15 protein-coding genes are annotated in these 16112 nt (G+C 38.9%); 1 reads left to right on the top strand and 14 read right to left on the bottom strand.

Annotation, left to right across the window (positions count from 1 at the left end; all coding sequences use genetic code 11):
* The 13 genes from ispD to rpoE all read right to left on the bottom strand — a co-directional run bounded on the left by ispD (nucleotide 1) and on the right by rpoE (nucleotide 13885).
* On the bottom strand, nucleotides 1-675 hold the full coding sequence (gene ispD, locus B5D46_RS07270) for a 2-C-methyl-D-erythritol 4-phosphate cytidylyltransferase (protein WP_078928896.1): 675 nt from the start codon (nucleotides 673-675) through the stop codon (nucleotides 1-3).
* Nucleotides 676-686: 11 nt separating this feature from the next.
* Nucleotides 687-983, bottom strand: a complete 297-nt coding sequence (locus B5D46_RS07265) for a septum formation initiator family protein (protein ID WP_078928895.1) — start codon at nucleotides 981-983, stop codon at nucleotides 687-689.
* 13 nt (nucleotides 984-996) lie between these two features.
* Entirely contained in the window at nucleotides 997-2634 is a 1638-nt protein-coding gene (locus B5D46_RS07260) for a CTP synthase (protein WP_031491013.1), read from the bottom strand.
* A 145-nt stretch (nucleotides 2635-2779) separates the two neighbouring features.
* The gene (gene relA / locus B5D46_RS07255; RefSeq protein ID WP_078928894.1) at nucleotides 2780-5044 is read right to left on the bottom strand and encodes a GTP diphosphokinase; all 2265 of its coding nucleotides are present in this window, start codon (nucleotides 5042-5044) and stop codon (nucleotides 2780-2782) included.
* A gap of 12 nt (nucleotides 5045-5056) precedes the next feature.
* Nucleotides 5057-6406, bottom strand: a complete 1350-nt coding sequence (gene rlmD, locus B5D46_RS07250; RefSeq protein WP_078928893.1) for a 23S rRNA (uracil(1939)-C(5))-methyltransferase RlmD — start codon at nucleotides 6404-6406, stop codon at nucleotides 5057-5059.
* On the bottom strand, nucleotides 6406-7116 hold the full coding sequence (gene recO / locus B5D46_RS07245) for a DNA repair protein RecO (RefSeq protein ID WP_078928892.1): 711 nt from the start codon (nucleotides 7114-7116) through the stop codon (nucleotides 6406-6408). The genes rlmD and recO overlap by 1 nt, the downstream gene beginning before the upstream one ends.
* 2 nt (nucleotides 7117-7118) lie before the next feature.
* A complete protein-coding gene (gene era / locus B5D46_RS07240) occupies nucleotides 7119-8015 on the bottom strand; it encodes a GTPase Era (protein ID WP_078928891.1) in 897 nt (298 codons plus the stop codon).
* 18 nt (nucleotides 8016-8033) lie between these two features.
* Nucleotides 8034-8735, bottom strand: coding sequence for a ribonuclease III (gene rnc, locus B5D46_RS07235; RefSeq protein ID WP_031491008.1), 702 nt, complete (start codon nucleotides 8733-8735; stop codon nucleotides 8034-8036).
* Nucleotides 8736-8738: 3 nt separating this feature from the next.
* Nucleotides 8739-9674 (bottom strand): signal peptidase I, encoded by a 936-nt coding sequence (gene lepB, locus B5D46_RS07230; protein ID WP_031491007.1) that lies wholly within the window; start codon nucleotides 9672-9674, stop codon nucleotides 8739-8741.
* Nucleotides 9675-9742: 68 nt separating this feature from the next.
* The gene (gene lepA, locus B5D46_RS07225) at nucleotides 9743-11554 is read right to left on the bottom strand and encodes a translation elongation factor 4 (RefSeq protein WP_078928890.1); all 1812 of its coding nucleotides are present in this window, start codon (nucleotides 11552-11554) and stop codon (nucleotides 9743-9745) included.
* A gap of 150 nt (nucleotides 11555-11704) precedes the next feature.
* Nucleotides 11705-12646, bottom strand: coding sequence for a MucB/RseB C-terminal domain-containing protein (locus tag B5D46_RS07220; RefSeq protein ID WP_031491005.1), 942 nt, complete (start codon nucleotides 12644-12646; stop codon nucleotides 11705-11707).
* Nucleotides 12647-12652: 6 nt separating this feature from the next.
* Complete coding sequence (locus tag B5D46_RS07215) at nucleotides 12653-13267, bottom strand: sigma-E factor negative regulatory protein (RefSeq protein ID WP_078928889.1); 615 nt, start codon at nucleotides 13265-13267, stop codon at nucleotides 12653-12655.
* A gap of 21 nt (nucleotides 13268-13288) precedes the next feature.
* Complete coding sequence (gene rpoE, locus B5D46_RS07210) at nucleotides 13289-13885, bottom strand: RNA polymerase sigma factor RpoE (protein WP_031491003.1); 597 nt, start codon at nucleotides 13883-13885, stop codon at nucleotides 13289-13291.
* A gap of 319 nt (nucleotides 13886-14204) precedes the next feature.
* Between rpoE and nadB the strand changes: the two genes are divergently transcribed.
* Nucleotides 14205-15803 (top strand): L-aspartate oxidase, encoded by a 1599-nt coding sequence (gene nadB / locus B5D46_RS07205; protein WP_031491002.1) that lies wholly within the window; start codon nucleotides 14205-14207, stop codon nucleotides 15801-15803.
* A 129-nt stretch (nucleotides 15804-15932) separates the two neighbouring features.
* Here nadB and B5D46_RS07200 read toward each other — a convergent pair.
* Nucleotides 15933-16112 (bottom strand): zinc ribbon domain-containing protein (locus tag B5D46_RS07200; protein WP_143675622.1); only part of this gene is annotated, 180 nt, incomplete at its 5' end.

Here is a 16112-nt window from a genome sequence, read left to right as displayed (position 1 = left end):
TTAGTCCTCTAGTAATCTTCTGGCCATTGCGAGATCCTCAGGAGTAGTCAGTTTAATATTGTCAGCTCTACCCTCGACAATATCGACTGAATAGCCTAAAAGCTCTACTGCGCTGGCATCATCTGTAATTGAAATATTAGACTCAACTGCATGATTCAATGCTTTTTTTAAAATATCTGTTTTAAAAAGCTGAGGGGTATATGCTCTAAAAATAGATTCACGAGGTACTGTTTTTATTATCTTTCCGTTAACAACCTGCTTTAATGTATCAGATGATCTGCAGGCTAATATAGCTCCAACTTCTGATGACCCTACCTTACTGCAAAGAGAATTCAAATCATCAACGTGCACAAATGGTCTTGCGGCATCATGCACCATCACCCAAGGTGTTACTACATGCTCAAGACACAACCGCACAGTGTCAGAACGCTCTTTTCCTCCATTGGCTTTTATGATTCTTGGATTATCAGCCAAAGGCAGGTCGTTAAAATATTCGTCTTCTCTGCTAATACCAATAATAATATTGTTTACAAGAGGACATTTAAATACCGCTTCAACAGTTAGCTCCAAAACAGTTTTATCCCCTAAAATGGCGTACTGTTTTGGGATATTCAAATGCATTCTTTTCCCAACTCCTGCGGCTGGGAGCACAACATCGATTTTAGTGCTTTCCATAAAAAAGCATCCTATTTGGAAGGAGAAGTTTTTTCTTCTTTTTCGATAACACGGTAAAAGGTTTCTTCCTGTTTTACCATGCCTAATTCAGAGCGGGCCAGCTCTTCAACAACTCGATTTCCTTGCTTTAAATCGGAAATTTCGTCTTCAAGAGCCTGATTTCTTCTCTGAAGGCGCTCTGTGTTTGCAGAGGCCGCCTTCAGTTTCTGTTCAGTTTCGCGATAATGCAGAATTCCATTACGACCGTTATATGTCTGCCAGCCTAGACAGGCAATAATAATCACAAGAATAACTGCAAATATCTTCATACAAAACTAAACTCTAGTGCTTATCCTGATATTCCTTAGCAGCTTTAATGAAGCCTGAGAATAATGGATGACCTTTTCTTGGATTTGAAGTGAATTCAGGATGGAACTGAACACCAATAAACCAAGGATGATCTGGATTCTCGATAATTTCAACTAACTTGTTATCTGTTGAAAGACCGGCAACCTTTAAGCCTGCATCAGTGATTTTCTTGATTAGAGTATTGTTTACTTCGTATCTGTGACGATGACGCTCAACAATATCATCAGAACCATACAGTTCACGAACCTTAGAACCAGCCTGTAGATGGCATAGCTGACCACCAAGTCTCATGGTTCCACCTAAATCGGATTTATCAGTACGTTTCTCAATCTTACCTGATTCGTCCTTCCACTCTGTAATAAGTGCAACTACAGGATACTTGGTATCTGGATCGAATTCAGTAGAGTTTGCATTCTTAAGGCCTGCAACATTTCTTGCGTACTCAATTAGAGCAACCTGCATACCAAGACAGATGCCAAGATAAGGAATATTGTTCTCACGAGCATGCTTAGCAGCAAGAATCTTACCTTCTACGCCTCGCTTACCGAAACCGCCTGGAACAAGAATTGCGTCAAGACCATCAAGAACAGAAACGCCCTTTACCTCAACGTCTTCTGAATCAATATAACGAATATTTACATGAAGACGATTCTTTAGACCACCGTGCTTTAAAGCCTCATTTACTGACTTATATGCATCGTGTAATTCTACATATTTACCAACCATACCGATGGTAACTTCACCAGTAGTATTTGCCTGCTGGTATAAAACCTGTTCCCAGTCAGACAGATCTGCTTCCTTACAATCCAGGTGGAAACGATCAACTACTAACTGGTCTAGTCCCTGGCTCTTTAATAATGCAGGAATCTTGTAGATTGAATCAACGTCCTTCATGTTGATTACAGCATTCTCTTTAACATTACAGAACATTGCAATCTTGTGACGCTCGTTTGCAGGAATACCATTCTCTGAACGACAAACAAGTACATCAGGCTGAATACCGATTGATAGTAATTCCTTAACAGAGTGCTGTGTAGGCTTGGTCTTTACCTCACCAGAAGTTGGCAGATAAGGAACAAGAGTTAAATGCATAAATAATGCATTTTCTCTACCGATATCAACTGCTAACTGACGAATTGCCTCTAGGAAAGGAAGTGATTCGATATCACCAACGGTTCCGCCGATTTCAACTAGAGTTACATCATTACCCTCACAGCCAGCAAGAATTTTCTCCTTAATAGCATTGGTAATGTGTGGGATAACCTGAATTGTTGCGCCTAAGTAATCACCACGACGCTCTTTTCTGATCACATCAGAATAAATGCGACCGGTTGTAAAATTATTCTTTTTTGACATTCTTGCGTTGATAAAACGCTCGTAATGTCCAAGATCAAGATCGGTTTCTGCACCGTCCTCAGTAACAAACACCTCTCCGTGCTGAATTGGGCTCATGGTACCTGGATCAACGTTGATATATGGATCCAATTTCATGATGGTAACTTTTAATCCGCGTGCTTCTAGAACAGCAGCAAGAGATGCTCCAGCAATGCCTTTACCTAATGAAGAAACAACACCGCCAGTAACGAAAATAATCTTAGGAGAAGAAGACATAAAAACTCCGATTTAGTTTAACTTCAAACAGAAGATTATACCACAGCAATCACACTATTTACGAACAGGATTGCTCTTACAAAAATAACTTTTTTTATCCTATTGATTTTAAGTGTGATTAATAAACTTATGTCTTTTCAGTAAGTTAGACTCTTTGCGCCGAGATTACCTTGGAAAGATCATTTAATTTTGCCAAAGTTCTGTTTAGCACTGGAATGCTTACAACAAGGAGATCTACGTCAACAAGACAAACATTCTTTGAGGAATCGACGTGAGATTTTATTCCAAGCACGTTCATCTTTTCATTTGCAATAACTGTGGTTATATCTCTGAGGAATCCAGAATAATCCTCGCTCACAATTCTAACTGTTACAGTATATCCATTACCAAGCTGAACATTATTTCCCCATGTTGCATCAACAACGCGCTCAGGGAAAAGCTCCTGCATACGTCTGAATTTTTCGCAGTCACATCTGTGAATTGAGATTCCCCTTCCCTGAGTTACAAATCCAACGATTTCATCTCCAGGAATAGGTTGGCAGCACTTTGCCATATGGGTCATAATATCGCCAACACCTTCAACAATAATGCCGCTTTTTACCTTATTCTTCTTTAGAATCTCATCGTTCTGACGTTTGTTGATCAGATCTTCGATCAGTTCATTTGAATCGAAAACCTCATCCTTATCCTTTTCAAGATTTGCGGAAACTATTCCAACAATAATATTTACACCAATATCGCCAGCGCCAACATTTGCAAAAATATCATCAACGGACTTTAGGTTAAATCTTGAAAGCTTGAGTTTTAGAATGGAATTTACCTGTTCCTTGCTGATATCGATTCCCTGCTTTGCAAGTTCTTTTTCAACTAGAGCTGCGCCCTGTTCCTTATTTCGATCAAAGTCAATCTTTCTAAAATAGGATTGAACCTTGTTTCTTGCTTTCGCAGTTTTTAGGAATCCATTCTCAGAATTGATCCAGTCTCTTGAAGGATTTGGATTCTTAGAAGTTATGATTTCAACTTGTTCGCCAGTCTTTAGCTGATATGTATAAGGTACAATTCGGCCATCTACCTTTGCACCGATGCAGCAATGACCTACCATTGTGTGAACGTGATAAGCAAAGTCCAGAGGAGTGGAACCTGTTGGCAGATCAATAACCTCTCCGTTAGGAGTAAAGATATAAACTCGATCTTCAAATACCTGATTTTTAAATTCTTCTTCAAGAGAACCTGATTTAATCAGATCATCTCTCCATGACAGAAGCTTTCTTAACCAGTTAATACGCTCTTCTACACCCTGACTCTGTCCGTTGCCTTCCTTATACTTCCAGTGCGCAGCAACCCCAAGCTCTGCAGAGTTATGCATGCTCTGGGTACGAATCTGAACCTCTACAACTTTTTGGCCTTCACCATAAACAACAGTGTGAATTGACTGGTAGCCATTAGGTTTAGGATTTGCAATATAATCGTCAAATTCCTTGGTGATATGTTCAAAATTTGAATGAATAACTCCAAGGGTGGCATAGCATTCTTCTATTGAGGAAACAAGTACTCTTACAGCTCTGACATCATATAACTCTGAGAACTTAAGATGCTTCTTCTGCATCTTCTTCCAGATACTGTAAATATGTTTTGGTCGGCCGTAAACAGTGGCTTCAATACCTTCCTTTTTCAAAAGAGCTGACAGATTAGAAACGAAGTTGTCTATATACTTCTCTCTGTCAACGCGTCTCTCACCTAAATCAGAGGCAATTTCCTTGTAGGTGTCAGGATGAAGGAATCTGAAGGCAAGATCTTCAAGCTCCCATTTTAACTGACCGATACCGAGTCTGTTGGCAAGAGGGGCATATACATTTGAAACTTCTTTTGCAATCAGATATCTTGACTCTGGAGTTTCTTCTTTTGCAGCACGAATAACAGCAATTCTTTCAGCCAGTTTGATTACAACTGCACGAACATCCTTTACCATTGCAAGCAGCATGCGGCGAACACGGTCAACCTGTTCCTCTGTTGCGTTTGAGCTTGTTAAAGTCTGAAGAGAACGGATGGCCTCCATATCCTTAACAGCAAGAAGCAGAGTTGTTATCTTACTTCCGAATTCTTCTCTTATATCGTCAAGTTTTATGAAGCCACTTTCGTATGCAGGATAAAGAATTGAAACCTCTAATGATGGAAGGTCCATATTGAGGGTCATCAGAATACCTACGATTTCTGATGAAATATGATTAAATCTTGCAACCAGATCATCAGGATTTACGAAATCCTCTTCAACTTCCGTCTTTCTGATACAGCGAAGAACAAACTCATTAGTCTTTGAAATAGCATCTTTGTAATCGGATGTGAGTTCTAGAGCCTCCACCCACTTAGCAAAATCAAAGCTAGCATTATGAGTCTGTCTGATTGCAACCATTTTTCTACCTTATCATTGTATGAATTCGAGAACCATCTCTACGTGAGTTGTGCGAGGAAACATATCGCAAACGCCCCACTGTTTAATCTTATAACCGGACTTAATCAGTTCAATAGTATCACGTGATGCAGCCAGAGGGTTACAAGAAATGTAAACTATTTTTTTCAACTTCTTCTTTGCTAAAAACAGAGTTGCTCTCTTTGCGCCTTCTCTACCTGGGTCAAGAACTACGGCATCATAATCTGCCTTTGCCCATTTCTGATTTTCAAAAAGTTCTTCTAAATCAGCAACTTCAAATTTAACGTTATCAATATTCTGTTCCTTGGCATTTGCTCTTGCATCTTCAATCATCTTAGCAACGATATCAACACCAACGACATTAGCGCCTTCTTTAGCAAGAGGCATTGCAAAATTACCCAAGCCACAGAACAAATCCATAACAGAGATATTCTTATTAGGCTCAATCATGCCTACTACAGTCTCAAGTAATTTGGCATTTATATTTTTGTTAATCTGAACAAATGAAGAAGGATTACACTTGATTTTCACTCCATGAGAAACAATGTACAAGTCATCAATAGATCCACATACAAATCGTTCTCTTAAGGATTCCTTCTTTTTTATCTCCATTGGATTTCTGTATGGTTCAACAATAGAAATAACCGCATTAAGCTCTTTACCAACATTTTCCAGTACAGCTACATCATGCTCATCTGCTGTTGCAGAGAAACGAACAAGAATTCCAAGTGCGCCATCAGAATCTAATAATTCAACATGACCTAATTTATTCTTTAAATTTAATGAATTAATCGCCTTATTTAAAGGTTCAATTGCATTATTCATTCTCTCGGATAAAGTCAGACAATGCTTTATCTTTACCAGATCATGAGACTTCTCTTCTCTGAATCCTAAATAAAGCTTTCCATGGTCGCCACGAATGGCAAATCGGCAGGCTCTTCTGTATCTAAGCTCATCACCGCTGTGAACAAAACCAGCCTCACCTATATCAAAGCCCAGAGCCTTTTTAAAAAGTTTTCTAATACCAGCAATCTTTGCTTCAATAAGCATCTGTACAGGAACATGCTGCATCTGACAGCCACCACACTGACCAATCAGAGAACAGTCCTTTTCGCGTCTGTTATCAGATGGTTTTATGATCTTTGTGATCTTTCCCTGATGAATCTTTCCTTTTGAGTTTTCAGCAAGAACATTTGCTGTATCTCCAGGCATAAGACCAGGAACAAAATACACGTTATCGCCATCACGAGCTACGCCGCGACCTTGTAAATCAAGATCAGTACATTCAACCTTTACAGCTTTCTTAACTGTTTCTTTTTTTACTGGTTTATAAAAAGTAACCATTATTTCACCATTAGAAATTGAGAGTATAACGCTCTGCTTTTTAAAGATTTTCCATTAAGAAGTGAATCCACTATGACTTTGTATAAGTTTTTTAAAGCAATTCTTGTGTTGCGTTCAGAATAATCTCTGTTCTTAATGCAGATAAGATCTTTTCCCGAAAACAACAGATTATCCATATCCTCACTTTCAATAAAACCATTTTTAGGCAGGTATATATAGAAAGAATCTGGTTTGAAATTTTCACCGGCTATCGTTTCATAGTTAGGAGCGTAGCCTAAACCTTCAATAAGAATTTCTTCAAAATTTCTCAAAATCATAAATTCATCCTCACCATTTTCAAGACGCTCTAATGCATCAAGATAGGTTGCAAATAAATGAGGATCAGGATCCTGAGGAATTGTTAAATAATATAAAAGTTCATTAAGATATATTGCACAAAATATCTTTGGAGTCGAAATATTAAAGCTTTGTCGTTGAATGAGAGCTTCAGAAAGCTGCCAAAGAGAGCTTTTCCCCTGTCTCAAATATAGTTTTAAAGGGACAAAGGGCTGATATACTCCCATTGAACGAGATGCACTAGCCTTAGAAACTCTGGCAACAGCACTGATTCTTCCATAATTTAAGGTATATAAATCAAGTAGCAGACTCTTTTCCTTAAATGGTCTGCTATGAATTATAAAACCAGCTTCAGAATCAGCAATCAAAGGCATAATTATGCCTCGAAATCGTCGTATCCTAAACTCTTTAGAGCACGTGCATCGTCTGACCAGCCAGCTTTAACCTTAACAAAAAGCTTAAGGAAAACCTTGCTGTCAAAAAGCTTTTCCATATCCTTTCTAGCTTCTGTGCCGATCTTTTTAATTCTATCGCCACCCGCGCCAACAACCATTTTTTTCTGGCCGTTACGTTCCACGAGAATTGCGGCACTAATTCTAAGAAGACCATTATCTTCTTTGAATTCTTCAACCTCAACGGTTGAGCTGTATGGAAGCTCATCTCCCATCTGACGCATAAGCTTCTCTCGAACAATTTCCGCAGCAAGAAACCTTGAGGAGCGATCAGTAATAGAATCGTCAGGGAAAAGGTGATCTCCTTCTGGAAGAGCATCTTTAATAATCTGCTTTAGAATGTGCAGATTTGTTCCTCTTAATGCAGATACAGGAATGATATCTTTGAAGGAAATAATCTTTGACAACTTATCAATCAGAGGAAGAAGAGTTTCCTTGTCTGAAACTGTATCAACCTTGTTGATAACCAGTACTACAGGGACATCTGCATTCTTTACTCTGTGAAGCGCCATCTCGTCATCATCGGTCCAATGATTTGGATCAACTACCAGTATAATCAGTTCAACATCACCAAGAGCACTCTCAGCTGCTCTGTTCATCAGATGATTAATTGCCCTTTTTTCTTCACGATGAAGACCTGGAGTATCCACGTATACAACCTGATAATCACCTTCTGTTTCAATACCAACGATTCTGTTTCGTGTGGTTTGAGGCTTACGTGATGTAATTGATATTTTCTGACCAATCAAATGGTTCATCAGGGTTGATTTACCAACGTTTGGTCTACCGATAATGGCGACAAAACCAAAATGAGCTGTCATTAATTTTCCTTCAAGAAGTTATTTCTTGTTTTTTTCAAGTATTTCCAAAACCAGACCAGCAGCCTGCTGTTCAGCTCTTCTTCTGGAAGAACCCTTTCCAATCTGAGGAGGTACGCCCTCAACTGTTGCAGATACAACAAAAATCTGATCGTTGTCCGTACCTAAAATTTCATCAACCTTGTATACAGGTAATGATTTATGCTGAGACTGGAGTAATTCCTGCAATGTTGACTTATGATCCTTCTGATTAACATCTGGTTTAATGGTCTCAAGACGACTCTTGAACCAGGATAAAACAACCTGTCTTACCCTTGGGAAATTCTCATTGTCATCAATGAACATTGCACCAATGATTGATTCAACAGCATCAGCTATTAAAGAATCACGTCTGAATCCACCTGTTTTAAGCTCACCAGGGCCTAATCTCAGACAATTTCCTATGCCGAATTCACGGGCAAGTTCTGCCAGAGTGGTCTCTCTTACTAGAGTAGATCTCATTCTGGTTAAATCACCCTCAGGACATTTTGGAAATTTATCGTAAAGAGCCTTGGCTATAATCATTCCAAGTATGGAATCTCCGAGATACTCCAGTCTTTCATTATGAACCGCGCCATAACTTCTATGAGTTAAAGCCTGATCCAGAAGTTTAATATTTTGAAAAGAATATCCTAGTTTTAATTCTAGGTTCTGTAATTCAATAATATTTAATTTATCGCCCATTTTTTACTTCAAACCACCGATTCTGTCAAAACGAACAGCAGAAGGAATCCATTCAGGCATTGAACTTGAGCTATCGTGTTTAAAATCAAAGGATAACCAGATACCTATAGTTTTTCCTTTTATATTCTCCATAGGAACAAATCCCCAGAAACGGCTGTCCTTACTGTTATCGCGATTGTCGCCCATAACAAAATAGCAGTTTTCTGGGACTCTCCACATTCCAACAGGAGTATTATGCTGCTTATAGAAATACTGAGACATCATTGGAGCAGAGGTATTTACTCTCATTCTGTGAGATGTATTACCAAGCTTCTCTTCATATACTTCGTACTTGTCTGCAAGACCTAGTCCAGAGATTTCTTCATCAATAGTCTCTACAAGTTTAGTTGAAACCTGTTCTGGAATAGCATCATCTGGAGATCCTGCCTTAAGAAGATAGATATTCTTGTTCTGGTAGATAACAATGTCTCCAGGCATACCAACAACACGTTTAATGAAATCAACATTCTTGTCTTCTGGATACTTGAAAACAATAACATCACCGCGTTCTGGAGTAGAAGTATTGATTAAAACAGAATTTGTAAGAGGATTTCTGATTCCGTAACTCCACTTGCTTACAGCGATAAAATCACCATCCTGAAGAGTTGGAAGCATAGATCCTGAAGGAATTCTAAAAGGTTCAATAATGAACGATCTGAATACAAAAACAAATAGGATAACGAAGAACAGAGATCCTGTCTGACCAATAATATCCTTTGGCTCAAGCATCTGCTTCTCAACTTTTGAGGTTAGCTTTCCTGCTGTTTCTTCCTTGGCCTTGGCTACATTGGCAAGACGCTTTGGTCTGGTATATTTATAGTCATAAAAATAAGCAATACCAGTTAGTATAGTTAATATGAACAAAATCCATGAAAACAGATTTTCAAATACAACGTTCATAAATAATTCTCACTCTAAAAAAACTAAGTGAGACCTCCGACATCAAAAATTAAATTATTCTGTAGCAGTTATTCTTTTCCAACCTTCAGGATGGCAAGGAATGCATCCTGAGGGACTTCAACTCTTCCAAGCTGTTTCATTCTCTTCTTACCGGCTTTCTGCTTTTCAAGAAGTTTACGTTTACGTGTGATATCACCACCATAACATTTTGCAAGAACATCCTTTCTTAATGCCTTGACTGTACAACGGGCTATAATCTGTGAACCAATCGCAGCCTGAATAGCAATATCAAACATCTGACGAGGAATAACTTCCTTCATTTTCTCTACAACTGCTCTACCTCTGGACTGAGCAACAGAACGGTGAAGAATGATAGCCAAAGCATCAACTCTTTCACCAGCAATCAGAATATCCATTCTAACCAGATCATCACAGTTGAAGCGTTTAAAACCATAATCTAAAGAAGCATATCCTCTTGAGGCTGATTTCAGTCTGTCAAAGAAATCCAGAACAACCTCTGACATAGGAATATCATATGTAAGAGCGACCTGATCTCCATGATAAACAAGACCAGTCTGAATACCTCTTTTTTCCTGACAGATTTTCATGATTGAACCGACATACTCAGATGGCATCAGCATTCTACACTCTGCAATAGGCTCTCTGATTTCAGCAATGTTTGAAATAGGAGGCAGCGCTGCAGGAGAATCAATGTGCAGAATTTCACCATCTGTCTGAAGAATCTCATACACAACGGTAGGAGCGGTTGTAATCAGGTTGAGATTGTATTCTCTTTCCAGACGTTCCTGGATGATTTCCATATGTAGCATACCAAGGAAACCACATCTGAAACCGAAGCCAAGAGCCTTTGAATTCTCAGGTTCAAAGAATAGAGAAGCGTCATTTAAAGATAATTTATCCAATGCATCTCTAAATGCATTGTAATCTTCCGTATCTACAGGGAACATACCTGCGTATACCTGAGGCTTAACTTTCATAAAACCAGGCAGAGGTTCAACTGCGCTGTTCTTTACATGGGTAATAGTATCTCCGACAGGAGCAGCATGAACTGATTTGATATCACAGACAACCCAGCCAACTTCACCACAGTTTAGAACATCGACCTTAACTCTCTTTGGAGTTGAGATACCAAGACCTTCAACTTCCCAGGCTACGCCCTGAGACATAACCTTAATCTTATCTCCTCTGCGTAATGTTCCGTTCTTTACACGAACAAGAGCAATAACACCCAGATAATCATCAAAATAAGAATCAATAATCAGAGCCTGAAGTGGTGCATCAGGATCTCCTGATGGAGCCGGAATCTGAGTTACAATTCTCTCTAAAACATCCTGAACGCCAACGCCTGTCTTTGCAGAACAGGTACATGCATCCTGAGCTTCGATTCCGATCAGGTCTTCAATTTCATCGATTGCTCTCTTAGGATCTGCTGAAGGCAGGTCAATTTTATTTAATACAGGAATAACTTCAAGATCTAGATTTACAGCCTGATAACAGTTTGCAAGAGTCTGAGCCTCTACACCCTGACTTGCATCAACAACCAGCAGAGCACCTTCACAGGCAAACAGTGAACGTGAAACCTCATAAGAAAAGTCAACGTGACCTGGGGTATCAATAAAGTTAAGTTCGTAAGTCTTTCCGTCCTTAGCCTTATACTTTAAAGTTACGGCCTGAGCTTTAATAGTAATACCACGCTCACGCTCGATATCCATATTATCAAGAACCTGAGAGGTCATTTCTCGCTCTGTAAGACCACCACACATCTGAATAAATCTGTCTGATAATGTAGATTTACCGTGATCAATATGAGCGATAACTGAAAAATTTCTAACAAGGCTACGATCAAAAACTTCTGCCATACTTATTCCATTCAAATTCTTAATATTCGGCGCAGCAAAGATTCCACAGAGAGTTATCTCTCAAAAAGGAAACCTGCACCAGTATATTTTGCATAATTTTATAAATCGCTCATTTTATCATTTTTAGGCGGATTCACAAAATTATTGAATTCATCGGTTTTCAGTGATTTTAGAAAGAATCAGGGAACACAGGTCCAGAGGTATTTCGCCAACAACAGCATATTCATTGAATTTACTGTTTTTTCTCATGACAGAAAGCGTTCCATCGGTTGCAGAAACAATGTTTAGGGATGATTTATTATTTTTATAAACCTTAAACTCAACAATACCGTCAGAGAAGATCTGATATGAGATTTTGTTACCTTCTGAAGACTCCTCTTCACCTTGTCTCTTTATTGAAAAGTTAGTTGGAATTACAAGTTCACTCCACGCAGTTGGTGAAGATTCCTCGACTTTTGACATTTTTTCAATTCTGTCAAAGGTTTCATCCGGAAAAGAAAGATTTAAGGCAGCAGTTGAGTGAACTGCAGTTACAGTAAACTTGGCAACTACACTCTGATTAGGAGATATAACCGCAAGCTCAACCGGAAGATTAGTATCAGCATCCTTGGAAACGATAAAACCATATCTGATTTCATCCACAGGAGATAACCTTAAGACTGTTACCTTTCTTCCTGCAAGTCTTGTTCTTCCAAGAATACTGCAGTCATAACCGTTAAGATTTGACTCATTTGAAAAAATCTTGTCCCAGATTAAAGTCTGATGCCAGATAAGAGGACCAACAAATCCTCGATTCTGATTATAGTCAAATCCCTTGTTTTTTCTTATTGAATATCCTGAAACCTCATTGTTCAGAGACTTCCATGTTGTATATGGGATTCCATTCTTATTAAGATGTACCAGAGAAAGGGGCTCCATCTCAGACTGAGCAGACTGAATAACAGTTGCTTCTATGTTTGAGTTTACGTATGTATCTTTTAAGGAGTTAAAATCCAGTTCGCACTGTTCAACATCTGATGCAGAAGCTGTATTTATAAATAAAAAAACCGCAGTACATACAACTCCTGCGGTTATTTCAAAAAGTCTTTTCATAAAATACTAATTGTTTGAAGCCGTATCTAATACATAACCTCTAATGTAATTATTTATACGCTCAACTTCAAGTTTTTGTTGTTTCTTAAGCTCAATATTATTAGCTGAGACACTGTCTTTGTCAGATTTATCCTCATTCAGCTTTATCTCATTTGAGCTCTTACGGTTAGTCTGATAGCTTGCAAGATTTGCAGTTCCAATAGCTCCGATTGTTGAAGCAGCTGAAACCTCGTTAGATACGGTACCCTCTGCATTGTAGGTCTGATATCCTATGATTGTAACTGCGGCAACTGAAGCTGCAATTGCCATCTGAGCGATACCGAAAGAAACTTTCTTGAATACATTCTTTAAAGAATGTACTGAAACAGACTGAATCTCAGTCTGATCTACAAGCTCAGGAGTAATATTCTCTTCCTGAATTCTATTCATCAAAGATGCGGCAAAATCTGGTTTTAGCTGACTGCCAGACATTTCATTTCTGAGAGTTGCGCCAATCAAAGACCAATTCTGAATATGCTCAACATCATTCTCTGAAAGCTTCAGCCTTCCTTCTGGTAAATTCTCTCCGTCATACAAAGCAGATTTTAGCTCTTCTTTGTCAACATTCTGAAAATTCATCATAGTTACTCCTAAAGTAAATCGTTACTTTCCAGCAAATCTAGACATTCTTTCCTCGATGAACTGTCTGGCTCTGAAGATTCTGGATCTTACAGTTCCAATCGGGATCTGCAGTAAATCTGCCATGTCCTCGTAGGACATTCCCTCAACTTCCCTCAGCATGATTGCCTGTCTTAGCTCCTCAGGAAGTTCCTTCATCGCACTTAATATCACTTGCTGTAATTCTTGCGATTCTATTATTTTATCTGGCGACTCTTTACTTGTAAGAACACCTTGAGCATCAATTGACTGAAATTCTTCCGAATCTACATCAATGTGATTTTTTCTCTTGCTGTTAGACTCAAGATAAGTCTTAGCGGAGTTCACTACAATTCGATACAGCCAGGTATAAAACGAACTTTCTCCACGGAAATTGTTAATCGCCTTGTATGCTTTTATAAAAGCTTCCTGTGCAACATCGTTAACATCAGCAGAATTTCCAACAAATTTAGAAATAATCTGAGCAACTTTATGCTGGTATTTAATTACCAGTATGTTGTAGGCGTTTACATCTCCCTGCTGCACCCGCTTAACAAGAGCCTCATCGCTTGAGGCTTTTTGTAGATTTTCATCGGATGCCATCGTTTTACCTTTACCTTTTTTGACCAAGAGTTTTTTTTAAAGTTCAAAAAAAATTTAACAGATCATTAAACTATGATGTTAATCACAAAATTTTTGCTTAACCTTCATCTAATTAAGTAATTTTGACATTCTCAACATTCTAAAGCAAGTAACAGAGGACAAAAGTAGGATTTATACCTTAAGTTTATCTGTACTTATATGGGGCATAGACCTGTAACAATATATTGAATATACAAAAAAACAATAATCCGTTGTAGAATCTTCAAGCTAGATCAAACATTCATTCAATATCGACGCTTAAGCGCCTTAGGATAATAATATGAACTATACAACAGACTGCCTTATTATCGGCAGCGGTGCTGCAGGTCTAACTCTTGCTTTAGGTCTTGCAGAAAAAACCAAGGTAATTGTTCTTTCTAAAGAAACAGCTTGCGCTGGATCCACAAATTATGCTCAGGGTGGTATTGCTGGTGTTTACAACATTAAAGACGATGATGACAGCATCGCAGCACACATAAAGGATACCTGCATAGCAGGAGGATATCTCTGCGATGAAAAAACAGTTGAATTTGTTGCAAAAAATGCCCACGATGCAATTCAGTGGCTAATTGATTCAGGAGTACCATTCGATCTTAAGGAAGAAAAAGCAACAGATGAACAGTCTCCATATCATCTGCACAGAGAAGGCGGACACTCTCACAGAAGAATTTTCCACGCAGAGGATCATACCGGTAAATCAATTCAGGAAACTCTAACTGCTCTTGCAAGAAAGCATCCAAATATTACTCTTCTTGAAAACCATAACGCGATTGATCTTGTTACAACCAGAAAACTAGGTTTGCCTGGAAACAGAGTAATCGGTGCATATGTACTAAACAACGAAACAAGTCACGTAGAAACCATTTCAGCAAAATTTATAGCACTATGTACCGGTGGAGCATCAAAGGTTTACCAGTACACCTGCAACCCTGAAGTATCTTCAGGTGACGGCATCGCAATGGCTTACAGAGCAGGCTGCCGTGTAGCAAATATGGAATTCAATCAGTTCCACCCAACAACACTTTACTGCGATGCAGACAGAAACTTTCTATTAACAGAGGCCTTACGTGGAGAAGGAGCTCAGTTAAAGAGACCTGACGGCACCAGATTTATGCAGGATTACGACGAAAGACTTGAACTTGCACCAAGAGATATTGTTGCAAGAGCAATCGATCATGAAATGAAGAAACTAGGTGCAGACTGCATGTATCTGGATATTTCCTTCAAGGAACCAGAATTTGTTAAAAAGCACTTTCCAACAATCTATGAACGCTGTCTGAAGGTTGGTATTGATATAACCAAGCGTCCAATTCCAATTGTACCTGCAGCTCACTTTACATGTGGCGGTATCATGGTAGATAACAATGCGAGAACAGACATAGAGAATCTGTATGCAGTTGGTGAATGTGCCTATACAGGACTTCATGGAGCAAACAGACTGGCATCTAATTCTCTTTTGGAATGTGTAGTGTACGGTAAGGCCGCTGCAACACATATTCTGAAACATCTGTCTGATGCAGAAATCGCGGATATTCCTGACTGGGATGAAAGCCAAGTAACAAATTCTGATGAAGAAGTCATTATTACTCATAACTGGCATGAACTAAGGCTTACCATGTGGGATTATGTTGGAATTGTGAGAACCAACAAGAGACTGGAGAGAGCAATGCATAGAATTGAACTTCTAAAGAAGGAAGTTCATGAATATTACTCTAATTTCCGAGTAACAAGAAATCTTCTTGAGCTTAGAAATCTCCTTGACGTTGCAGAGATTATTGTTAAATCAGCAATGATGAGAAAAGAGTCTCGCGGCTTACACTACAATCTTGATTATCCAAATCTTGAGGAACATTCAGGTCCAACCATTCTGAATCCTTAAGAAGTTACAACATCGACCAGGATTTATTCTTGGTCGTTTTTTATAGACTTGTCCATGAAAACCCACCACACAATCACGCTCGTTTGACATCCTCCTCTTGTTGAAGCAAGAGGATTCCTACTGCTGACATTACTGTTCAGCTTCAGAGGGTTCACAGTGCTGACTCCTTTTGGAGTTCACTTTCTGTGCTAGCCGGGCGAGCCCCGCCCTTAGGATATTTCCCGCTGCATTTTCATCTGCATTAGCTGTATATCCACAGTTCGTACAGCAGAAATGAGCCTGAGTTATGCGATTGTCTTTTGAGACATG

The organism is Succinivibrio dextrinosolvens DSM 3072 (genome assembly GCF_900167015.1).
GTDB classification, from domain to species: domain Bacteria; phylum Pseudomonadota; class Gammaproteobacteria; order Enterobacterales; family Succinivibrionaceae; genus Succinivibrio; species Succinivibrio dextrinosolvens.
Note: the sequence above shows the minus strand (reverse complement) of the source record. Positions and strands in the feature narration are given on the sequence as shown.